Source organism: Streptomyces sp. NPDC000410 (assembly GCF_040300305.1).
GTDB lineage: Bacteria > Actinomycetota > Actinomycetes > Streptomycetales > Streptomycetaceae > Streptomyces.
In genome coordinates, this window is record NZ_JBEPDM010000018.1 from 62,856 (window position 1) to 82,922 (window position 20,067).

Annotated in this window: 18 protein-coding genes, 1 tRNA gene and 1 pseudogene; 11 read left to right on the forward strand and 9 right to left on the reverse strand. The window is 72.0% G+C overall.

Annotation, left to right across the window (positions count from 1 at the left end; genetic code table 11):
* Nucleotides 1-140 precede the first annotated feature (140 nt).
* From ABT342_RS19725 to ABT342_RS19735, 3 genes are all read right to left on the reverse strand, one after another.
* Nucleotides 141-3,122, reverse strand: a complete 2,982-nt coding sequence (locus ABT342_RS19725; RefSeq protein WP_351575096.1) for a hybrid sensor histidine kinase/response regulator — start codon at nt 3,120-3,122, stop codon at nt 141-143.
* A gap of 91 nt (nt 3,123-3,213) precedes the next feature.
* Nucleotides 3,214-3,825, reverse strand: a complete 612-nt coding sequence (locus ABT342_RS19730; RefSeq protein WP_351575099.1) for an ATP-binding protein — start codon at nt 3,823-3,825, stop codon at nt 3,214-3,216.
* Nucleotides 3,826-3,827: 2 nt separating this feature from the next.
* Nucleotides 3,828-4,232, reverse strand: a complete 405-nt coding sequence (locus ABT342_RS19735) for an STAS domain-containing protein (RefSeq protein ID WP_351575102.1) — start codon at nt 4,230-4,232, stop codon at nt 3,828-3,830.
* 113 nt (nt 4,233-4,345) lie between these two features.
* On the opposite strand from ABT342_RS19735, the gene ABT342_RS19740 reads away from it, so the two are divergent.
* The 3 genes from ABT342_RS19740 (at nt 4,346) to ABT342_RS19750 (ending at nt 6,432) form a co-directional block, all read left to right on the forward strand.
* The gene (locus ABT342_RS19740; protein ID WP_351575104.1) at nt 4,346-4,786 is read left to right on the forward strand and encodes a rho GDP-dissociation inhibitor; all 441 of its coding nucleotides are present in this window, start codon (nt 4,346-4,348) and stop codon (nt 4,784-4,786) included.
* A gap of 165 nt (nt 4,787-4,951) precedes the next feature.
* The gene (locus ABT342_RS19745) at nt 4,952-5,818 is read left to right on the forward strand and encodes a DUF8017 domain-containing protein (RefSeq protein WP_351575107.1); all 867 of its coding nucleotides are present in this window, start codon (nt 4,952-4,954) and stop codon (nt 5,816-5,818) included.
* A gap of 152 nt (nt 5,819-5,970) precedes the next feature.
* Nucleotides 5,971-6,432: a Crp/Fnr family transcriptional regulator gene (locus ABT342_RS19750; RefSeq protein WP_351575270.1), complete on the forward strand. Its 462-nt coding sequence runs from the start codon at nt 5,971-5,973 to the stop codon at nt 6,430-6,432.
* 76 nt (nt 6,433-6,508) lie between these two features.
* Here the strand turns inward: ABT342_RS19750 and ABT342_RS19755 are convergent, their stop codons facing one another.
* On the reverse strand, nt 6,509-6,799 hold the full coding sequence (locus ABT342_RS19755; protein ID WP_351575110.1) for a DUF1876 domain-containing protein: 291 nt from the start codon (nt 6,797-6,799) through the stop codon (nt 6,509-6,511).
* A gap of 136 nt (nt 6,800-6,935) precedes the next feature.
* On the opposite strand from ABT342_RS19755, the gene ABT342_RS19760 reads away from it, so the two are divergent.
* The 7 genes from ABT342_RS19760 (at nt 6,936) to fusA (ending at nt 14,286) form a co-directional block, all read left to right on the forward strand.
* On the forward strand, nt 6,936-7,193 hold the full coding sequence (locus ABT342_RS19760; RefSeq protein ID WP_351575113.1) for a hypothetical protein: 258 nt from the start codon (nt 6,936-6,938) through the stop codon (nt 7,191-7,193).
* Nucleotides 7,194-7,203: 10 nt separating this feature from the next.
* Nucleotides 7,204-8,952: a fumarate reductase (quinol) flavoprotein subunit gene (gene frdA / locus ABT342_RS19765; RefSeq protein WP_351575116.1), complete on the forward strand. Its 1,749-nt coding sequence runs from the start codon at nt 7,204-7,206 to the stop codon at nt 8,950-8,952.
* Between the two features lie 2 nt (nt 8,953-8,954).
* On the forward strand, nt 8,955-9,704 hold the full coding sequence (gene sdhB / locus ABT342_RS19770; RefSeq protein WP_351575119.1) for a succinate dehydrogenase iron-sulfur subunit: 750 nt from the start codon (nt 8,955-8,957) through the stop codon (nt 9,702-9,704).
* Nucleotides 9,701-10,087, forward strand: a complete 387-nt coding sequence (locus ABT342_RS19775) for a succinate dehydrogenase/fumarate reductase transmembrane subunit (protein WP_351575122.1) — start codon at nt 9,701-9,703, stop codon at nt 10,085-10,087. Before sdhB ends, ABT342_RS19775 begins: the two co-directional genes overlap by 4 nt.
* A gap of 4 nt (nt 10,088-10,091) precedes the next feature.
* A complete protein-coding gene (gene frdD / locus ABT342_RS19780; RefSeq protein ID WP_351575125.1) occupies nt 10,092-10,448 on the forward strand; it encodes a fumarate reductase subunit FrdD in 357 nt (118 codons plus the stop codon).
* Between the two features lie 169 nt (nt 10,449-10,617).
* Nucleotides 10,618-11,715: a baeRF2 domain-containing protein gene (locus ABT342_RS19785; protein ID WP_351575127.1), complete on the forward strand. Its 1,098-nt coding sequence runs from the start codon at nt 10,618-10,620 to the stop codon at nt 11,713-11,715.
* 447 nt (nt 11,716-12,162) lie between these two features.
* Nucleotides 12,163-14,286: an elongation factor G gene (fusA, locus tag ABT342_RS19790; protein ID WP_502965581.1), complete on the forward strand. Its 2,124-nt coding sequence runs from the start codon at nt 12,163-12,165 to the stop codon at nt 14,284-14,286.
* A gap of 89 nt (nt 14,287-14,375) precedes the next feature.
* On the opposite strand, the gene ABT342_RS19795 is transcribed toward fusA, so the two are convergent.
* The 4 genes and pseudogenes from ABT342_RS19795 to ABT342_RS19810 all read right to left on the reverse strand — a co-directional run bounded on the left by ABT342_RS19795 (nt 14,376) and on the right by ABT342_RS19810 (nt 18,567).
* The gene (locus ABT342_RS19795) at nt 14,376-16,442 is read right to left on the reverse strand and encodes an iron ABC transporter permease (protein WP_351575129.1); all 2,067 of its coding nucleotides are present in this window, start codon (nt 16,440-16,442) and stop codon (nt 14,376-14,378) included.
* A 4-nt stretch (nt 16,443-16,446) separates the two neighbouring features.
* Nucleotides 16,447-17,424 (reverse strand): iron-siderophore ABC transporter substrate-binding protein, encoded by a 978-nt coding sequence (locus ABT342_RS19800; protein ID WP_351575132.1) that lies wholly within the window; start codon nt 17,422-17,424, stop codon nt 16,447-16,449.
* Nucleotides 17,421-18,173: pseudogene (locus ABT342_RS19805) on the reverse strand (ABC transporter ATP-binding protein); the annotation flags it as partial. The gene ABT342_RS19800 and the pseudogene ABT342_RS19805, both read right to left, overlap by 4 nt.
* A 320-nt stretch (nt 18,174-18,493) precedes the next feature.
* Nucleotides 18,494-18,567: transfer RNA gene (locus ABT342_RS19810), tRNA-Pro, on the reverse strand.
* Between the two features lie 186 nt (nt 18,568-18,753).
* Between ABT342_RS19810 and ABT342_RS19815 the strand changes: the two genes are divergently transcribed.
* Nucleotides 18,754-19,245 carry a DUF309 domain-containing protein gene (locus tag ABT342_RS19815; RefSeq protein WP_351575135.1) on the forward strand — a complete coding sequence of 164 codons (492 nt, stop codon included), beginning with the start codon at nt 18,754-18,756 and terminating at the stop codon, nt 19,243-19,245.
* On the opposite strand, the gene ABT342_RS19820 is transcribed toward ABT342_RS19815, so the two are convergent.
* Nucleotides 19,235-20,050: a LutC/YkgG family protein gene (locus tag ABT342_RS19820; protein ID WP_351575274.1), complete on the reverse strand. Its 816-nt coding sequence runs from the start codon at nt 20,048-20,050 to the stop codon at nt 19,235-19,237. The two genes, ABT342_RS19815 and ABT342_RS19820, sit on opposite strands and share 11 nt — an antisense overlap.
* Between the last annotated feature and the right edge of the window lie 17 nt (nt 20,051-20,067).

Consider the following 20,067-nt stretch of genomic DNA (forward strand, 5'->3'; position numbering starts at 1 on the left):
TCCGGGGCCGTCCCGCGGCTCCGGCCGGGCCACGTCTCTCGGCCCCGGCCGAGGGGCCCGCCTCTATGGGACCCGGCAGCGGAACCCGGCCGCGGGACCCGGCTCTTGGACGGGCCCGGTGACGGTGCAGGCCGCCGGCCTCAGCGACGCAGGCATTTGCGTACGCGCGCCAGGAGGTCGTAGGCGTCGACCGGCTTGGTGATGTAGTCGTTGGCCCCGGCTTCGAGGCTCTTGGCGCGGTCCCCCGGCATGGCCTTCGCGGTGACGACGATGATCGGTACGTCGGCGAAGAGCGGCATGGCGCGGACGGCGGCGGTGGCGCTGTAGCCGTCCATCCCGGACATCATCACGTCCATCACGATCAGGTCGACGTCCTGGTGCTCGGTGAGCAGCTCGATGCCGGAGCGCCCGTCGTCGGCGGTGAGCACCCGCACCCCCTCGGCCTGCAGGATCTCGGTGAGCGCGTAGACGTTGCGTACGTCGTCGTCGATGATCAGCACCACCCGCCCGGCCAGCGTCCCGGTGCGGGTGGGCGCGTGTCCCGTTCCCGTGTGCGCGTCCGGCGCGGACCCGCGTGCGGCGAGTCCGACGGGCGGGTGCTCGGGGAGTTCGCCGCCGACGGGGACGTAGAAGGTGAAGACGCTGCCCTCGCCGAGGCGGCTCTCGGCGACGATCACACCGCTGAGGAGCTGGGCGACCTCCCGGCTGATGGACAGCCCGAGCCCGGTGCCGCCGTAGCGCCGGCCAGTGGTCACGGCGCCCTGCTGGAACGCTCCGAAGATGGCCTCCAGATGCTCGGGGGCGATCCCGACGCCGGTGTCCCGGACGCGGAACGCGACGACCGGTACGCCGTGCAGCGGTCCCGGCAGTTCGTCGTCCGTCGCCGGGTCGACCCGCAGTTCGACGCTGCCGCGCTCGGTGAACTTCAGGGCGTTGGAGAGGAGGTTGCGCAGCACCTGCCGCAGCCGGGACTCGTCGGTGATGATCTCGTCGGGCACGTCGGCCGCCGCGACCACCCGGAAGTCCAGGTTCCGCTCGCTCGCCAGCGGCCGGAACGTCATCTCGACGTACTCCAGCATGCGCTGCAGCGGGAACCGCTCCCGGTGCACGTCCATCTTCCCCGCCTCGACCTTGGACAGATCGAGGATGTCGTTGATCAGCTGAAGCAGGTCGGAGCCGGCCGAGTGGATGACCTCGGCGTAGTCGACCTGCTTCTCCGTCAGGTTGCCCTCGGGGTTCTGGGCCAGCAACTGGGCCAGGATGAGCAGGCTGTTGAGCGGGGTGCGCAGCTCGTGGCTCATGTTGGCGAGGAACTCGGACTTGTACATCGAGGTGCGGGAGAGCTGTTTGGCCCGTTCCTCCAGCTCCTGCCTGCCCTGCTCGATCTCCAGGTTCTTCCGCTCGATGTCCCGGTTCCGGTCGGCCAGCAGGGCCGCCTTCTCGGCCAGCTCGGCGTTGGAGCGCTGGAGTTCCTCCTGACGGGCCTGCAACTCCCGGGAGCGGGCGCGCAGTTCGGAGGTCAGCCGCTGGGACTGCTCCAGCAGCTCGTCGGTGCGGGCGTGCGCGATCAGCGAGCTGACGTTGACGCCGACCGTCTCGATGAACTGGTCGAGGAAGTCGCGGTGGATACCGGTGAAGGGGCGCAGCGCGGCCAGTTCGACGGCGCCGAGCACCTGCTCCTCGACCAGGATGGGCAGCACGATCAGCGCTCCGGGGTCGGTGGCGCCCAGCCCGGAGGAGATCGTCACATAGCCGGGTGGCAGGTCGTCGACGGCGATCGTGCGGCGGCTGAGCCCGGCCTGGCCGACGAGGGTCTCGCCGAGGCGGAAGCGGGAGCGCGCCTGCGGCGGCGTCGCCGGGGCACCGTACGAAGCGATCATCACGAGTTCGGGGCCGTTGGCGTCGTCGGGGTACTCGGCCAGGTAGAAGGCCCCGTACTGGGCCGAGACCAGCGGCGGCACCTCGTCCATGATCACCCCGGCGACCCGGGTGATGTCTCCGCTGCTCTGCATCAGGCCGGAGATACGGGCCAGGTTGGTCTTGAGCCAGTCCTGTTCCTCGTTGGCGCGGGTGGTGGCGCGCAGCGACTCGACCATCGAGTTGATGTTGTCCTTGAGGTCGCCGACCTCTCCCGGGGCCTCGACGGCGATGGACCGGGTGAGGTCGCCCTCGGCGACGGCGCTGGTGACCTCGGCGATCGCGCGGACCTGCCGGGTGAGGTTGCCGGCCAGTTCGTTGACGTTCTCGGTGAGCCGTTTCCAGGTGCCGGAGACGCCTTCGACCTCGGCCTGGCCGCCGAGCCGGCCCTCGCTGCCGACCTCCCGGGCGACCCGGGTGACCTCGGCGGCGAACGAGGACAGCTGGTCGACCATCGTGTTGATGGTGGTCTTGAGCTCCAGGATCTCGCCGCGCGCGTCCACGTCGATCTTGCGGGTCAGATCGCCCTGCGCGACGGCCGTGGTGACCTGGGCGATGTTGCGGACCTGGTTGGTGAGGTTGTTCGCCATGGAGTTGACGTTGTCGGTCAGGTCCTTCCAGGTGCCCGATACACCTCGTACGGTCGCCTGCCCGCCCAGGTTGCCCTCGGTGCCGACCTCGCGCGCCACCCGGGTGACCTCCTCGGCGAACGAGGAGAGCCGTTCGACCATCGTGTTGATGGTCTCCTTCAGCTCCAGGATCTCGCCGCGCGCGTCGACGCGGATCTTCTGGGTCAGATCGCCGCGTGCGACGGCGGAGGCGACCTGGGCGATCGACCTCACCTGGGAGGTGAGGTTGTCGGCCATGGTGTTCACGCCGGTGGTGAGGTCCTGCCAGACACCGCCGACGCCCTTGACCCGGGCGTGGCCGCCGAGCCGGCCCTCGCCGCCGACCTCCCGGGCGACCCGGGTGACCTCCGAGGTGACCAGGGAGAGCTGGTCGACCATGCCGTTGTAGACCCCGGCGATCTCGCCCATGATCCCGCCGGCGTCGTCCGGGAGCCGGGCGGAGAAGTCCCCGTCTCGTACGGCCGTGAGTCCGGCGAGGAGCTTCCTGAGGCCCTCTTCGCCCAGTTCCGCCGGTGGCCGGGCGTTCCCCTCGGCGCCGCCTTGTGCGTATGCCCGTGAGTGACCGGATTCGTCCATCGCCGACCTCATGTCGCTCGTTCGGCGTCTTCGTCCCTCTCGACTCTCGCACGCCCCGACGGGCGCCGACACCCCGGACGGTGCCACCGGGTCATCTGCGGCGGGGGGCGGCGATCTCCGCCCATACGGCCTTTCCCGAGCCGCTCGGCACCGACCCCCAGGCGCGGGCGAGCCGCCCCAGTACCACCAGTCCGTGCCCTCCGGGCAGGGCCGGGTCGGCGCGGGGGCGGGGGCGGGGAGGCACCGGGCTCGCGTCGGTGACCTCGATGCGGAGCCGCTCGGCGGTGCAGTGGAGCACGAGCTGCGTCGGGCCTCCGGCGTGCAGACAGGCGTTGGTGACCAGCTCGGAGACCACCATCAGGACGTCCTCGGCGACGGCCCGTCGCTCGTCGTCCCAGTCGAAGTCCTCGTCCAGGTCCATGTCGAAGTCCTGGCCGAAGTCGCGGCCGAGGTCGTGGCCGAAGTCCACGTCGAGGTCCGGGGCGGAATCCCGGTCGAGACCGCCGTACGAGGCGTCCGTGTCACCGTGTGTGCCGTACGAAGAGGGCTCGGATTCGCGGGAGCTCCCGGAGCCGCTGTCCGGGAGCCATCCCCAGTCGGCCAGCGCCGTGCGGCTGAAGTCACGGCAGCGCCCGACCACGCCCCGGGTCCCGGAGATGCCGAGCCTGCGGGTCTGCCCCCGATCCGGAAGGGCCGCGCTCACGGTTACTCCTGCCGTCGCCCCGCCAGGGCCTCGCCGAGGCTCGCGTAGCGGGGGAAGACCGCCCCGGCGCCGGTGATGGTGAGCATCCGGGCGACCTGGGGGCGCAGCGCCGCCAGCTCCACCCTGGCGTCGGTGTCCTGCGCGGCGAGCCGTGCCCTCAGCAGCACGTTCAGCCCGGTGGAGTCGCAGAAGAGCAGGCCGTGGCAGTCGGCCACGATGCGCCGTGCGCCCGTCGCGATCGCCTCGTCGAGGGCCGCTCGCAGCGGCTCCGCCGTGTCGTGGTCCAGCTCGCCCGTGAGGGTGAGTACGACGATGTCCGGATCGGGCTCCGGCCGTACCTCCACGGAGAACCGGCCGCCCCGGCCTCCGCCGGTGCCCTCCGGCCACCCGGCCCCTGCTGACGCCATGCCCGCGACTCCTGGTCCGTCCGACACCCGGTGACACACCCGACTATGTCACCGCATGGCTAGGCTGACATATCGGCCATCCTTCCTCTGAGCGGTGAAAGCTGGCATACCCGATGAATTCACCCCGCGACTTCGAGATCCTCGCCGTGACGATCCAGCTGGAAGGGCGTCCGGACATTCCCGTGCCCCTGCCTCCCGCGGACACCCCGGAGGACGACTGGTCGCCGCCCGCGCCGCTGGTCCTCAAGGAGGGCGCGGACTTCCGGGTGCGGCTGGAGTTCCGCGTACGGAGCCCGGAGGATCTGGTGGGCCTCAAGTTCGTCGACGAGCGCCACCGGCGGGGCGTACCGGTCGCCCATCAGGAGATCCATCTGGGCGACTACCGGCCCGGCGGCCCGTACGAGGTCGTCCTCCCGTCGGAACGGCTCCCGATGGGCCACGTGGCCCGGGACGTCTACGACGCGACCGGCACCTTTCTGGACGGGGAGGGCCGGGTCCTCGGCCAGGAGCGGCACAGCTTCGAGATCACGAAGGAGTGGCCGCACCCGCACTGATCCGGTGGGGCGAGGCGCCGCCACTCCCGTGTCCCCGCGCACCGGTCGATGCGCTGCGGGAGGCGGCTGCCCGCTGGATTCAGGGCAGTCCTAGGCTGACTTCCCATGTGGCCAGGACAAGAGCAGCCGCCCCAGGGCGGGCAGCACCCTCAGCAGAATCCGTACATGCAGCCCACGGGTCAGCCCACCGGCCCGCCCGGGCAGGCACCTTGGGAGGCGCCGACGGTCACGGCCGGTGCGCCCGCCGCGCCGGGCGGTCGCGGCGGCGGCAGGAACTGGACCTCGGTCATCGCGGTCGCCGTCGCCGCGGCCGTCGTCGTGGGTGCCGGCGTCACCGGGTTCCTGCTGCTGGGAGGGAACAAGGACGACACGACGAAGCCGGCGGGGCCCTCGACGTCCCCGACCGCACCGGCCACCGAGGACGCGCGCTCGGAGGAGAAGGGGCCGCAGCCCACGATTCCCGGCTGGAAGGCCGTGCTGAACCCCAAGCACGGCATCGCCTTCGACGTACCGCCGCAGTGGACGCTCAAGTCGCCGACCTGGAGCAGCTACGTCGTCGACGAGAGCGACCCGGACGAAAAGCCCCTCATCGGCTTCTCGGCGCCGGCGATGCTCAAGGAGAAGTGGTGCCAGTCCGACGACGATCTGGACGGCAGCAAGGAGGACACGGCTCTCGCGACGGCCGGCTCCCGTGGTGAGAACGGCGCCCGAAGCCCCGAGGAGGCGGCCCGCTCAAGCGTGTCCACGTGGCTCTACGGCGCGTACACCCAACCCGACAAGACGAAGATCAAGGCCGGGCCGGTGGAGTCGTACACCTCCGCGTCCGGGCTGAAGGGCAGTGTCGCGACGGCCTCGTCCTCGGGCGTCGCGAAGAAGGGGAAGTGCGATACGGACGGCAAGGCCACCACGTTCGCCTTCAAGAACACCAAGGGCGACATCGTGTCCTGGACCTTCGTCGGGGCGACGGGTGTGGGCGAGGAGGTGCCGGAGGAGACGGTCCGCAAGATCCTCGCCACGGTCCGGCTGGCCTAGGCCGTGTCTGACAAATCCCGCCTGGCGCGCCCCGCCCTGCGGGCGGACGGCGGTATTTGTCAGACACGGCCTAGGGGTGTCCTGACCTCCGCGTCCGCCGCCGCGCCGTGCGACGCTGGAAGGAGTCGGTGCTCGACATCGGAGGCCCCGCGATGACCAACTCGTCCATCCGTATGACTGCCGCCCTGTCCGCCGAGCACCGCGCCCGGCTGCTGGAGATCGCCGAGGACGTCAAGTTTCCCGAGGGCGCCCGGGTCTTCGAGGAGGGCCGGCGCGCCGACCACTTCTGGATCATCCGGTCCGGCACGATCACCCTGCACATGCCGGTCCCCGGGCGGCGCCCCGCCGTGATAGAGAACCTCGGTTTCGGCGAACTCGTGGGCTGGTCATGGCTGTTCCCGCCCTATGTGTGGCAGCTGGGCGCGGAGGCGATGACCCCGGTCCGCGCGCAGCAGTTCGACGCGCTGACCGTACGGATGATGATGGACGCCGACCCCGCCCTCGGTTCCGCGATCGGCCAGTGGGTGGGCCGCGTGATCGCCCACCGGCTGCACGCGGCCCGGGTCCGCCTGCTCGATCTGTACGCCCCGTACGGGAGCGGTTTCACCCTGTGACGGGGGGCGTCGCTCCCGAACGGTGAGCCCTCGGAACCGGCGGCCGGCGGGCATCCGACCGGTCACGTCCGACCGGTCACGTCGCCGCCTCCGGCCAGCCGTACGGGACCCCGATCTCCGGCCCGGCGCCGACGCTCTCGAGATCACGGTTCGCCACCCGCATCAGCTGCGTCGCGAGATCCTTCATGGCGCGGCTGGCCGCGAGCTCGTCCCCGATCTCGGGCACGTCCACGTCCTGCGGGTTGCACCGGGCGACCCCCCTGCCCGTGTACGTCTCCGTGCCGGTGTCCAGCACCGCCCGGGCCCTCGTCGTCCCGTCCTCCTCGACGAGCACCAGCCCGACCTGCCACTCGAGCGTCCGCGTCATGGCCCGACCTCCTCACCCACGGTCCTGCCCCAAGGATCCCGCGATGCGGGTCCGGTGGCGATCCGGCCCGCCTGCGGGCGCTGTGCGGCGGCGGTACGCTCGCTGTAGACGTCAGTTGCCCCTGTGGCCACGGGCCGTGACCGCCCGGGAGGTGGGCGTGGTGGTCGGCAACACGATCGACTTCACCGATGAGCGCGCTCCGTGCGGCCGGATCGTGGACGGGCTGCGCTACCTGGAGGACGACGACGCGGGACTGTCCGTCGACGAGGTCACCTACGCGTGCGGCTGCCGCCGGATCCGCCATGAATTCCACGACGGCAGCGTGCGCGTGAAGGCGGTCGGTCACGACGGCACGGTCCTGTACGAGGAGCACAGCGCCGAACACGAGGCCTGAGCGAGGTGCCATGACCGCTTCCCATGACGTCGTGGTGATCGGGGGCGGAGGCGCGGGGCTGCGTGCGGCGATCGCCGTCGCCCGCACCGATCCGCGGCTGAGTGTGGCGGTCGTCTCGAAGGTCTATCCGATGCGGAGCCACACCGTCTCGGCCGAGGGCGGTGCGGCCGCCGTCGCCGGCGCGGACGACAGCCTCGACGAGCACGCGTACGACACCGTGTCCGGCGGCGACTGGCTGTGCGACCAGGACGCCGTCGAGGCCTTCGTCCAGGAGGCACCGCGCAAACTGCTGCGGCTGGAGCACTGGGGCTGCCCGTGGAGCCGCCGGCCGGACGGACACATCGCGGTACGGGCGTTCGGCGGCATGAAGAAGAAGCGCACCTGGTTCGCGGCCGACAAGACCGGCTTCCATCTCCTGCACACGCTGTTCCAGACCGCCCTGTCGTACCGGGACATCGTCCGTTACGACGAGTGGTTCGTCAGCACCCTGCTGGTCGACGACGGGAAGGTGCGCGGCGTGGTGGCCGTCGAGCTCGCCACCGGCAGGGTCGAGACCATCACCGCGAGCGCCGTCATCATGTGTACGGGGGGCTGCGGCCGGGTCTACCCGTTCACCACCAACGCCAGCATCAAGACCGGCGACGGCATGTCCCTCGCCTACCGGGCCGGCGCACCGCTCAAGGACATGGAGTTCGTCCAGTACCACCCCACCGGGCTGCCCTTCACCGGCATCCTCGTCACGGAGGCCGCGCGCGCCGAAGGCGGCCTGCTGCTCAACAAGGACGGCTACCGCTACCTCCAGGACTACGACCTCGGCAGGCCCGAACCGGTGCCGGTGCTGCGCAGCATGGAGCTGGGGCCACGGGACCGGCTGTCCCAGGCGTTCGTCCACGAGCTCGACAAGGGCCGGACCATTCCGACGCCGCACGGGCCGGTCGTCCATCTCGACCTGCGCCACCTCGGCACCGAACTCATCGACACCAAGCTGCCGTTCGTCCGCGAACTGTGCCTGAAGTACCAGAACCTCGACCCGGTCACCGAGCTGATCCCGGTGCGTCCGGTGGTGCACTACATGATGGGCGGCATCCACACCGACCTGGACGGATTCAGTGGCCTCGACGGTCTGTACGCCGCCGGCGAGGTGGCCTGCGTCAGTATCAACGGCGCCAACCGGCTGGGCTCCAACTCCCTTCCGGAACTGCTGGTCTTCGGGGCCCGCGCCGGACGGGCCGCCGCCGAGTACGCCCGCGCCGCGCCGGGCGGCGGCCCGGACGCCGCCGTCCTGGCGCAGGCCCGCGACGAGCGGCGCCGCCTGGAGCGCGTGGTGGCACGGGAGGGCGGGGGCGGGGAACGGCTCGCGGACATCCGTACCGCCATGCAGGACGCGATGGAGCGCGGTGCCGGAATCTACCGCGACCGGCGGTCCCTGGCCGACGCGGCCGATGTCCTGGGCGATCTGCGCGAGCGGTACGGCCGGGTGGCCATCGGCGATCACAGCCGGACGTTCAACACGGATCTGATCGCCCTGCTGGAGCTGGAGTGCATGCTGGACGTGTCCGCGACCATCGTCGACTGCGCACTGCGCCGCGAGGAGTCGCGCGGGGCGCATCAGCGCACGGACTTCCCCGCGCGGGACGACGAGCGGTATCTCGCCCATTCGCTCGTCCGCCGTGAACCCGACGGCACCGGCCGGGTGGAGTATCTGCCGGTGACCGTCACCCGCTGGTCCCCCGGGGAACGTGTCTACGGGAGGCGGTAGCCATGCCGGATACCGACCGGATCGTTCTGCAGGTCGCCCGCTACCGGCCGGAGCAGGAGACCGAACCGGTCCGGCAGTCCTACGAGGTGCCGTTGCGCAAGGAGTGGACGGTCCTCGACGGACTCAACCACATCAAGGACCACCTGGACGGCACGCTCTCCTACCGCTGGTCGTGCCGGATGGGCATCTGCGGGAGCTGCGGCATGACCGTCAACGGCGAGCCCCGGCTGAGCTGTTCGGTCTTCCTGACCGACTGCGCGCCGGGCCCCGTGCGCGTCGAGCCGCTGAACCACTTTCCGGTGATCCGCGATCTGGTCGTCGACATCGGCGACTTCATGAACAAGCTGCCCGAGGTCAGTCCCTGGATCATCCGCGACGACGACAAGCCCCTCGACGAGGGCGAGTTCCTCCAGACCCCGGACGAGATGGACGCGTACAAGCAGTACAGCATGTGCATCAACTGCATGCTCTGCTACGCCGCCTGCCCGGTGTACGCGCTCGATCCCGACTTCCTCGGCCCGGCGGCCATCGCCCTCGCCCAGCGCTACAACCTCGACCCGCGTGACGAGGGGGCCGAGGAGCGACGGGACGTCCTGAGCGCCGCCTCGGGCGTATGGGCCTGCACGCTGGTCGGTGAGTGCACCACGGCCTGCCCCAAGGGGGTCGATCCGGCGGGCGCCATCCAGCGCTACAAGCTCACGGCGGCGACGCGCTCGCTCAAGGACCTCCTGTGGCCCTGGGGGGCGCGATGAGCCAGACGTACCGCAGGCCCGTCCCTGTCTTCTGGTGGCTGCGGCGACGCGCCTACTTCGTCTTCGTGCTGCGGGAGCTCAGCAGTGTCTTCGTCGCCTGGTTCGTGGTGTTCCTGCTGCTCATGGCAGGTGCGGTCGCCGAGGGCGGTGGCGCGTACGAGCGGTTCCTGGACTGGAGCGGGCAGTGGTGGGCCGTCCTTGTGAACACGGTCGCCCTGCTCTTCGTGCTGCTGCACACCGTCACCTGGTTCGGGCTGGCGCCGCGCGCCATGGTCGTACGACTGCGTGGCAGGCGCGTACGGCCGGGCTCGATCCTGGCGCTCCACTACGTGCTGTGGGCGCTGCTGTCGGCGGCCACGGCCTGGCTGATCCTGAGCGGGTAGCGCGATGAGCAGAAGGCCGTTCTCGCCCGAACCCCTCCTGTGGCTGCTCTTCAGCGCGGGCGGCCTGGCCGCCGCCCTGCTCGTGCCCGCCCTGCTGTTCCTGTTCGGCATCGCCTTCCCGCTGGGCTGGCTGCCGGCCCCCGACCACGCGCACCTGCTCTCGGTGCTGCACAACCCGCTCGTCAAGGCGGTCCTCTTCGGTCTGTGCGTGCTGGGCCTGTTCCACTGGGCGCACCGGTTCCGCTACACGCTGTACGACGGTCTGCAGCTCAAGCGGCTGAGCACCGTGATCAGCCTGTTCTGCTACGGCGGTGCGCTGGTGGGGTCGGTGGTGGCCGGCGTCATCCTGTTCCGGATCTGAGGCCGTCCGGGCGCGGATCGGGAGCCGTCCTGTTCCGGATCGGGAGCCGTCCTGTTCCGGATCGGGAGCCGTCCTGTTCCGGATCGAGAGCCGTCCTGTTCCGGATCGAGAGCCGTCCTGTTCCGGATCGAGAGCCGGGAGCGTCATCATCGAGGGTGGAGTGGTGGTGATGCGACTGTCGTTCCTGGAGCCCCTGTACGCGGAGCCGGGCCCGTTCGCCTCCGTCTACCTCGACACCTCGCGTGACGTCGAGCATCCGGAGCGTGCGATCGCGCTGCGCTGGCAGCGGCTGCGCGACACCCTGGCCCGGCAGGGTGCGGACCGGCCGACCCTCGGCACCCTGGAGCGGGTGGTCGGCGCGGACACGGACGTGCCCGGTCTGCACGGCCAGGCCGTCTTCACCGCGCACGGGGCCCTGGTGCTGGACGGCGAGCTGCCCGCACCGCCCGCGCACGACTCCGCCCGCTACGGCACCCTGCCGGACGCGATGCCGCTGGTGGCCCAGCACCTGCCGGAGATCCCCTACCTGGCCGTCGTCGTGCACTACGGCGGGCTGCCCACGGCCGAGACCCACGGCACCGTGACGGTGGCCGCCGAGGCGGGGATGTGGCCGGCCTCCGTCGTCGCCCCGGGAGAGCGGCTCCTGCGGCGGGTCCCGGTCTCCGAGTGGCACGAGTCGGCCGTCCGGCTCGGCCACCGGCTCGACGAATGGGCGCGGCACGACGGCGCCGACGCCCTCGTGATCGGCGGTGACGGGTGGGCGTGCAACGTCCTGATCCGGCGGCTGCCGGGCACCTTGCGCCGCCGGGTCGTACGCGTCGGGGGCCCGACCCCGGCGGACACCGGGCGTGGCCTCCTGGAGCCGCAGCTCGACAGCGTTTTCCGTGGCCGTATGGCCGCGCACGACCGGACCCTCGTGGAGCGGTTCATCGCCCGGCGGGCCCGCTCCGGAGCCGCGGCCGACGGTCTGTCCGCCACCGTCGCAGCGCTCCAGCGCGGCCAGGTCGCGGCGCTGCTGCTCAACCACCCTCCGGCCTCCTCCCTGCACTTGTGGACCGGCCCACGACCCACTCAACTCGCCCTGAGCGAGCAGGAGTTGCGCACCTTCGGCGTGCGGGCGCCCCACGAGGACCACGCCGACGAGGCGCTGGTACGGGCTCTGGTGGGCACCGGCGCCGAACTGGTCGTCGTACCCGGCAGCGAGCTGCCCCTGCGGGAGGGGGTGGGTGCGCTGCTGCGGTACACGGATCCGGGGACGCCCTCATGACGCCGTGTCGGGCACGGTGCCGGGCGGAGAAAAACCGGTTCCCCGCCCGCGCCGGCGCTCACTACACTCACCACAAGATCGCGCGCTGCCACGTCCTCGCGGTGCGCTCCGTGACAAGAGAGGGGAGACCGGCCGTGCGCTACCGCACCGTTGCCGTCGTTCCCCCGTCACGGTACGAGGTGATCCTGGTGTCTTCGTGCGCCCGGTGCCCGCTGCGCGGCCGGCACCGGACGTCCGTGACGACCATCTGACCCCTGCCTGCCCGGCGTTGTGCCGCCAGGTTCCGGTACGTGCCCCAGGCATGCACCGCTTCAGGGGTTTCTGCCCGGCCTGACCACAGGCCCTCGTCCGGAAATCGCGCCACCTCATTCCGGATCACCCGAAAGGCCAAGGGCCGTGCGTACCGACCTGCACCGTCACCTCACGAATCGACCGAACACCAGCCCGCTGACCGCGAGCCCGTTGAACGCGAGTCCGCTGACCCGCGTGCGCAATCTGGGCATCCTCGCCCACGTCGACGCCGGCAAGACCACCATCACCGAACGGATCCTGTACCTCACCGGCTCCACCCACAAGCGGGGCGAGGTCCACGACGGCACGACCGTCACCGACTTCGACTCCCAGGAGCGCGACCGGGGCATCACCATCTTCGCCGCCGCGGTGAGCTGCGTCTGGGACGGGCACCGGATCAATCTGATCGACACCCCGGGTCACGTCGACTTCGCCGACGAGGTCGAGCGCTCGCTCCGGGTGCTCGACGGCGCGATCGCGGTCTTCGACGCCGTCGCGGGAGTCGAACCGCAGAGCGAGTCGGTGTGGCGTCAGGCCGATCGGCACGGGGTGCCGCGGATCGCCTTCGTCAACAAACTGGACCGGGCCGGCGCCGACCTGGACGCGGCGGTCGCGTCGATCCGGGAGCGGTTGCGGGTGACCCCGCTGGTGGTCCAGATGCCGATCGGCGAGGAGGAGGGGTTCAGCGGGGTGGTGGACCTGCTGCGGATGCGGGCGCTGGTGTGGGCGGGCGGCCGGAACACGAAGGAGACGTTCGAGGAGGGCCCCGTACCCGACACCCTGCGGGACGAGGCGCGGCGGCGCCGCCGGCTGCTGGAGGAGACGGTGGCGGAACTCCATCCGGTCGCGCTGGAGGAGTTCTGCGCGGAGTCGGCACTCTCCGCGGGGACCCTCGGGGCCGCGCTGCGCGACCTGACCCGTACCGGTGAGGGCGTGGTCGTGCTGTGCGGGTCGGCCTACCGCAACCGTGGGATCGAGCCGCTGCTGGAGGCCGTCGTCGCCTATCTGCCCTCGCCGCTGGACGTGCCGGCGGTTCGCGGCACCCTGGACGGCGCGGTGGAGGAGCGGGTCGCCGACCCCGCGGCGCCGTTCGCCTCGCTCGCGTTCAAGGTGAACGCGACCCCCACGGGGCGGCTGACGTACCTGCGCGTGTACTCGGGCACGATCGGGAAGGGAGACACGGTGCTGGACGTGGGCGCGCGGCGCACCGAGCGGATCGGCCGGATCCTCCGGGTGCAGGCCGACCGGCACGAGGACGTGGACCGGGCGGTGGCCGGGGACATCGTCGCCGTGATCGGGCTGAAGGCGGCCCGCGCCGGGGCGACGTTGTGCCTGCCCTCGGCGCCCGTGCTCCTCGAACCGCCCGCCGTGGCGGATCGGGTCGTCTCCGTGGCGGTCGAGGCCCGCAGGACCACCGATACCGACCGACTGGTGTCGGCCCTGGCACGGCTGGTCGAGGAGGATCCCTCGCTCGCGGTCCGGACCGACCCCGAGACCGGCCAGACGGTGCTGTCGGGGATGGGCGAACTGCATCTGGAGGTCGCGGTGGAGAAGATCCGTCGCGCGCAGGGACTCGACGTCGGTGTCGGCCGGCCGGAGGTGTCCTACCGGGAGACGGTGGCCCGCGGGGTGTCCGGACTGGTGTACCGGCACGTCAAGCAGGACGGCGGCGCCGGGCAGTTCGCCCATGTCGTCATCGACACGGAGCCGTTGGAGGCCGCCGATGACGACGGGGGCGGCAGCGCGGTGGGCTTCGCGTTCCGTTCGACCGTCGTCGGCGGACGCGTACCGCAGGAGTACGTCCGGGCGGTGGAGGCGGGGTGCCGGGACGCCCTGGCCGAAGGACCGCTCGGCGGTCACCCGGTGACCGGGGTGCGGGTCACCCTGACCGACGGGGCCACCCACTCGAAGGACTCCTCGGAGATGGCGTTCCGGACCGCCGGCCGGCTCGCGCTCCGGGAGGCTCTGCGCACGGGCGAGATGGCGCTGCTGGAGCCGGTGGTCGAGGTCACGGTGACCGTGCCCGACGACGCCGTGGGCGGGGTGCTCGGTGACCTGGCGGCACGCCGCGGCCGGGTCTCGGGCCAGGCCTCGCGAGCGCAGCGAGATGGGGGTCCCCCCGGCCGGAGGCTGGGGGAGGGCACCGCGGTGATCACCGCGGTCGTGCCACTGGCCGAGCTGTTCGGCTACGCGACCCGGCTGCGCAGCCGGACCCAGGGCCGTGGCACCTTCACCACCCGCGCCATCGGCTACGCCCCGGCGCCGGCACCGCGCCGGTAGCGCACGACGACGGCCCCGCCCGCACGCGGGCGGGGCCGTCCCCGTCGTCATGTCGCCGGCCGTTCACGGCGGCGCGTGGGATTCCCGTTCTACCGGCGGCTGCGGATGAGCAGATGGATGAAGTACGGGGTGCCGATCACGGCGGTCATCATGCCGGCGCCGAGCTGGGCCGGTGCGATCACGGTGCGGCCCACCAGGTCCGCGGTGCAGACGAGCGCGGCGCCGAGGAGCACCGCCACAGGCACGACCCGGGCGTGCTGACGGCCCACCAGGGCACGGGCGGCGTGCGGGGCGACGAGTCCCACGAAGCCGATCGTGCCGGCGGCGGCCACGGCGGCGCCGGTGAGCAGGACGCACAGTACGAGGAAGCCCAGGCGCCCCCGTCCCAGGTCGAGCCCGAGGAGCCTCGGGGTGTCCTCGTCGAGCGACACGAGGTCGAGCTCGGTCCGCCGCAGGACGGCGATGAGCACGCCCACGGCGAGCACCGCCGCGAGGGGCGCCACGTCGGCGAAGGTCCGCCCGTAGGTGGAACCCGACAGCCAGGTGAGGGCCTTCGTCGCGTTGAACGGGTCGGTGAGGATGATCAGCAGGCTGATCAGGGCAGACGCCCCGAACGCGACACCGAAGCCGACGAGGATGAGCCGGTTCTGCTGGAATCCGTCTCGCGCCGCGAGCCCGAAGACGAGCACGGCACTGAGCGCGGCACCCGCGAAGGCGGCGCCCGCCACACTCCACGACCCGGCCAGCGGCACCGTCGTCACGAGCAGTACGGCACCCAGCCCGGCGCCGCCGGATACACCCAGGTAGGCGGGCTCCGCCAGCGGGTTGCGGGTGACGGCCTGCACCAGCGTGCCGGCCAGGGCGAGGGCCGCGCCCGCGCACAGGGCGGCGAGCACCCGGGGGACCCGGGTGTCGAGTACGAAGGTGACGGCCCGGCCCGCGTTGCCCTGCAGCCAGTTGACCACGTCGCCCAGCAGCAGCGTGGTGTCGCCCACGAGCACGGCGGCGATCGTCACACCGATCAGCACGGCCGTCAGGACGACCGTGGTGATCAGGAACACGGCCCGGCTCTTGATCCGCAGCCGGTCCTGGGCGGCGGTCGCGCCGGTGTCCCGGGCCCGGGCGGCCATCACGATGACGAAGACAGCGCCGATCACGCTGGTGACGACGCCGGTGGGTACGGCGACGGCCACATCGGCCGGTACGACGGCCCGCAGGAGCACGTCGGAGCCGAGGACCAGCGCGACACCGGTCAGGGCCGCGACCGGCAGTGCGGTCCGTGACCGGGCGAATCCGTGGAACCTGCGGCTGAGGAAGCGGACGATCGCGGGGGCGCACAGGCCGACGAAGCCGACCGGTCCGGCGAGGGTGACGGCTGAGGCGGAGAGCAGCGCCGCGAGCACCACCGCCGTGACCCGGGTGGCACGCACCGGGACGCCGAGGCCGCGGGCCGCGTCGTCGCCGAGGGCCAGGGCATCGACCCGGCGGGCGACGAGGAGCAGCCCGACGAGGCAGACGAGGCCGACCGGCGCCATCTGCAGCACGCCGTCGAATCCGTTCTGGGCGATGCTGCCCTGGTTCCACTGGTAGATGCCCGCGGTCTGCCGGGGGAAGAGCAGCAGCAGCGCCTCGGTGACGGCGGTGAGGCCGAGGGTGAGGGCGCTACCAGCGAGCACCAGCCGGACCGTGCCCGCGCCGAGGCCGGACAGTCCGAGGACGACGCCCGCCGCGAGCAGGCCGCCGGCGAACGCGACTCCGGAGGAGGCCAGCAGCGGGAGCGACACTCCGGTGACGGCGGCGAGCCCGAGGGCCAGGTAGGAACCCGCGTTGACGGCGAGGGTGTCGGGCGAGGCGACGATGTTGCGGGTGACCGCTTGCAGGGTGGCGCCGGCGATGCCCAGTGCGGCGCCGACGAGGAGCCCGGCGGCCGCCCTCGGCAGCCGGGAGGCGATGACGACGGACGCGTCGGCCGGGTCGGCCCGGCCGGTCAGTGCCTTCCACACCTCGGCGGCGCCGACCGCGGCCGTGCCCTGGGTGATGTCGACGATCGCGAGGACCCCGACGAGGAGGACCAGTGCGGCCGTCACCGCGGCCGCGCCCGTCCGGGACGTGGCCGCCGACGGACGGGTGGCGGGAGTTGTTGCGGTGACGGCCATGGTGTTACTTCGTCAGCGCGGCGACGAGGGAGTCGACGTACTTGTTCATCGACCCGGGACCACCGAACATCCAGATGCCGTCGGGCAGCCGGTGCACGTTGCCCTTCTTCACGAACGGCAGCGAGGTCCACACCTTGTCCTTGGCCAGGACGCCGGTGAACGGCGTGCTGTTCTTGTCGCTCGCGTTGCCGATGTAGGCGAACTGCACGTCACCGATCTTGGTGAGGCCCTCGACGTCGGTGGTGCCCAGGCCGTAGGCCTCGTCGCCCTTGACCGTCCAGGCGTTCTTCAGGCCGAGCTTCTCGTTGACGGCGCCGATGAGCGAGCCGCTGGTGAAGGGCCGGATCGAGGTCTGGTTGGAGACGACGTAGCCGTCGGCGAAGGCAATCTTCGTACCGCCCAGACCGGCGGCGGCGAGGGCCTTGTTGCCCTCGGCGAGCTTCGCGTCGAACTGCTTCTTGAGCTTGTCGGCCTCGCCCGTGGTGCCGGTGGCCTGGGCGATCAGGTCGAGGTTCTTCGTCATCTGCCCGATCGGGTCCTTGGCGTCGGCCGCCCGCACCTCCAGGACCGGGGCCACCTTGCGCAGCTGCTTCACGGCGGCCGGCGGCAGGTCGGTGGTGGCGACGATGAGGTCCGGCGCCAGGCCCGCGATGGTGTCCATGCTCGGCTCGCCGCGCGTGCCGATGTCCTTGGGCTCGTTCTTCAGCGGGACGGCGGTGTCCCAGGTCTTGTAACCCTTGACGTCGCTGACGCCGACGGGGTCGACGCCCAGCGACACCAGGTTCTCGACCACGTTCCACTCGGTGGCGACGACCTTCTTGGCGGGCCCGTCGAGCTCGACCTTCGCGCCGGAGGCGTCGGTGAGGCTGATGCGCTCGGCGGTCTTCTTCGTCTTGTCGTCGGCGGCGGGCTCGGTGGTGCCGCAGGCGGTCAGGGTGAGGGCGGCGGTGGCGGCGGCCGCGGTGAGGAGGAGGCGTCTCATGAGGTGGTGCTGAGCCTTTCGCTTCGGGTGTGGTGCCGGCCTATGGCGCGGGTGCGCAGCCGGCCCGTGAGGGGGTCGGGGTCGACTTCGATGCGGATGCCGTACGTGTCGGTCAGCCGCGGTGCGGTCAGGACGTCTTCGGGCAGGCCGTCGGCGACGACCCGTCCCGCGTGGAGCAGGACGATCCGGTCGGCGACGGCCGCGGCCTGGTCGAGGTCGTGCAGGACCACGCCGACGGCGATCCCGTGGTCGTCCGCCAGGTCGCGGACGAGGTCCAGGAGTTCGACCTGGTACCGCAGGTCCAGGTAGGTCGTCGGTTCGTCGAGGAGCAGCACGCCCGTCTCCTGGGCGAGGCAGCCGGCCAGCCATACGCGCTGGAGCTGTCCCCCGGACAGGTGCTCGGCGCCTCGTTCGGCGAACTCCGCGACGCCCGTCAGGGCGAGCGCCCGGTCCACCGCGGCCCGGCCGCCCGGGTCCGCCTTGCCCCAGCGGCTGCGGTACGGGTAGCGGCCGAACTCGACGACGTCCCGCACGGTCAGCCCGCTGGGCGTGGGGCGTCCCTGGGTCAACAGGGCCACACGGCGCGAGAACTCACGGGGGGACAGCGCGAGCCCGTCGGTGTCGCCGTCGATGACGAGCGTGGCGGTCCGGGGCTGTTGCAGCCGCGAGAGCGTACGCAGAAGTGTCGACTTCCCGGAGCCGTTCGGGCCCACCAGGACGGTCACTTCACCGGGTCGCAGCGCCAACGACGCGTCGTGCACGACGTCGACACCTTCGTACGCCACGGTGACACCCGTGGCCGACAGTTCATGGCCGCGGGGATGTCTGACCGCGGATGTCTCTTCACCTGCTTGCACGGCTGAAGGTTAGCCTAGCCTAACCAATAAATAAAGGCAGGGGCGAACGTCGACAAGCAAGGCGAAAACCGGCCATAAGCAAGGTGAGTACAGGCCGACTTGGCGGCCCGGGGCAACCCTCGGGGGGCACCGGCCCCCACATGTACCCAAAAACGACCAAGGAGCCGTTTCGGATCACTCCAAAACGGCTCCTGATGTACGACTCTTTCGAGTCGGGACGACAGGATTTGAACCTGCGACCCCTTGACCCCCAGTCAAGTGCGCTACCAAGCTGCGCCACGTCCCGGTGCGCGATCCAGTCGGGATGGCCCCCGGCTGTGCGCGCAGGAGAACATTACCGCACTCCGCGCGCAGGGTGGACGCGCGGGCCCACCGGGCGCGTTCGGCAGCGGCGCGCTCCGGCCCGCGCCCCAAGGGCGCGGCCCGTCGCGACCGTTCTGCCGACATCTGTCGGGCGGGTGACAATCGGGGCGTGAACAGGACGCCGAGGGACCGTGACACCGAGGGCAGGGCCCGCAGCGCGCGCCCCCGTGACGGGCTGGGCCGCCCCCTTCCGTACGGGGAGGAAGGCGTGGCCCGGCAGCCGGAGGGCGTGGTCCGCACGCCGGAGGAGACCCTGGTGGAGGCCCAGCGGCTGCTGGACGCGGGGATGCCGTTCCACGCGCACGAGGTGCTGGAGGACGCCTGGAAGTCCGGGCCCCGCGAGGAGCGCGAGCTGTGGCGGGGGCTCGCCCAGCTGGCGGTGGGGCTGACACACGCCGCCCGCGGCAATCCGACGGGCGGCGCGGCGCTGCTGGCGCGCGGGGCCCGGTCCATCGCTCCGTACGCCGCGGCGCCGCCGTACGCCGTCGACATCGGCGGGCTGTCCCGCTGGGCGCACGAGCTGGCCGACGAGCTGCGGCGGGACGACACGGTGGTGGTGTCCGCGGCGGAGCGGGCGCCGCGGCTGCGCGTCAGCCGGTGACGAGGACGACCTCCAGCGTCCGGGGGCCGTGCACGCCCTCCACGCGGTCGAGCTCGATGTCGCTGGTGGCGGACGGTCCGGAGATCCAGGTGAGCGGGCGGGCCGGGTCGAGCCGGGGCAGCGCCTGCGGTACCGAGGCGACGACCTGCTCCGGGGCCCGGACCACGCAGATGTGATGGTCCGGGATGAGACTGATCCGGCGGCGGCCCTGACCGGCGCCGCCGTCCAGCACGATCGTGCCCGTCTCGGCGACGGCGATCGCGCATCCGGTGACCACGCTGTCGACGGCGTCGAGCTCGTGGGCGGTGGACTCGGCGCGGTCGTCCACCCGGGTGACGTCCGCCTCCGTCAGCCAGCCGGCCGGGAGACCGGGCGGCACGAGCACGCTCCTCGCCCCGCGCCCGGCCAGCAGCCGCGCCAGCAGGCCCGGCAGCCCGGCGGCGTCCGTGCGGTGCACGATCGCCCGGTAGTCGGCGAGGTTCTCGTGCAGCAGGTCGAGCACCGCGGCCGGGTCGTCGGCCGTGTGCGTCTCCCGGTAGTCCCGCCTCACCTCGGGCACGGGCGCCGCCCCGGCGACGGCATCCCGCACCCGCCCGAGGATCCGCTCCCGGGCTCCCGCTGCCCCGGCTCCGGCCCCGGCGCCCTCCGCACCGACCCGGTCAGCACCCGTCGCGCTCGCGGTACCAGGCGTATCGACGTGCCCGAGCCCACCGGCCTCGGGGGCCGCCCCGGAGCCGGCCTCGCCGGACGCCTGGACGTGCCCGAGGCCGTCGGCCCCGGAGCCGCCCTCTCCCACACCCGGCACGTCGCCGGACGCCTCGA

Bases quoted from the DNA above. Each gene is read 5' to 3' on its own strand.
- ABT342_RS19775 (WP_351575122.1), top strand. From the start codon at position 9,701: ATGAGCCAGACGTACCGCAGGCCCGTCCCTGTCTTCTGGTGGCTGCGG.
- ABT342_RS19755 (WP_351575110.1), bottom strand. From the start codon at position 6,799: ATGACGCGGACGCTCGAGTGGCAGGTCGGGCTGGTGCTCGTCGAGGAG.
- sdhB (WP_351575119.1), top strand. From the start codon at position 8,955: ATGCCGGATACCGACCGGATCGTTCTGCAGGTCGCCCGCTACCGGCCG.
- ABT342_RS19750 (WP_351575270.1), top strand. From the start codon at position 5,971: ATGACCAACTCGTCCATCCGTATGACTGCCGCCCTGTCCGCCGAGCAC.
- ABT342_RS19800 (WP_351575132.1), bottom strand. From the start codon at position 17,424: ATGAGACGCCTCCTCCTCACCGCGGCCGCCGCCACCGCCGCCCTCACC.
- frdD (WP_351575125.1), top strand. From the start codon at position 10,092: ATGAGCAGAAGGCCGTTCTCGCCCGAACCCCTCCTGTGGCTGCTCTTC.
- ABT342_RS19725 (WP_351575096.1), bottom strand. From the start codon at position 3,122: ATGGACGAATCCGGTCACTCACGGGCATACGCACAAGGCGGCGCCGAG.
- ABT342_RS19795 (WP_351575129.1), bottom strand. From the start codon at position 16,442: ATGGCCGTCACCGCAACAACTCCCGCCACCCGTCCGTCGGCGGCCACG.
- ABT342_RS19785 (WP_351575127.1), top strand. From the start codon at position 10,618: ATGCGACTGTCGTTCCTGGAGCCCCTGTACGCGGAGCCGGGCCCGTTC.
- frdA (WP_351575116.1), top strand. From the start codon at position 7,204: ATGACCGCTTCCCATGACGTCGTGGTGATCGGGGGCGGAGGCGCGGGG.
- ABT342_RS19745 (WP_351575107.1), top strand. From the start codon at position 4,952: ATGCAGCCCACGGGTCAGCCCACCGGCCCGCCCGGGCAGGCACCTTGG.
- ABT342_RS19740 (WP_351575104.1), top strand. From the start codon at position 4,346: ATGAATTCACCCCGCGACTTCGAGATCCTCGCCGTGACGATCCAGCTG.
- ABT342_RS19735 (WP_351575102.1), bottom strand. From the start codon at position 4,232: ATGGCGTCAGCAGGGGCCGGGTGGCCGGAGGGCACCGGCGGAGGCCGG.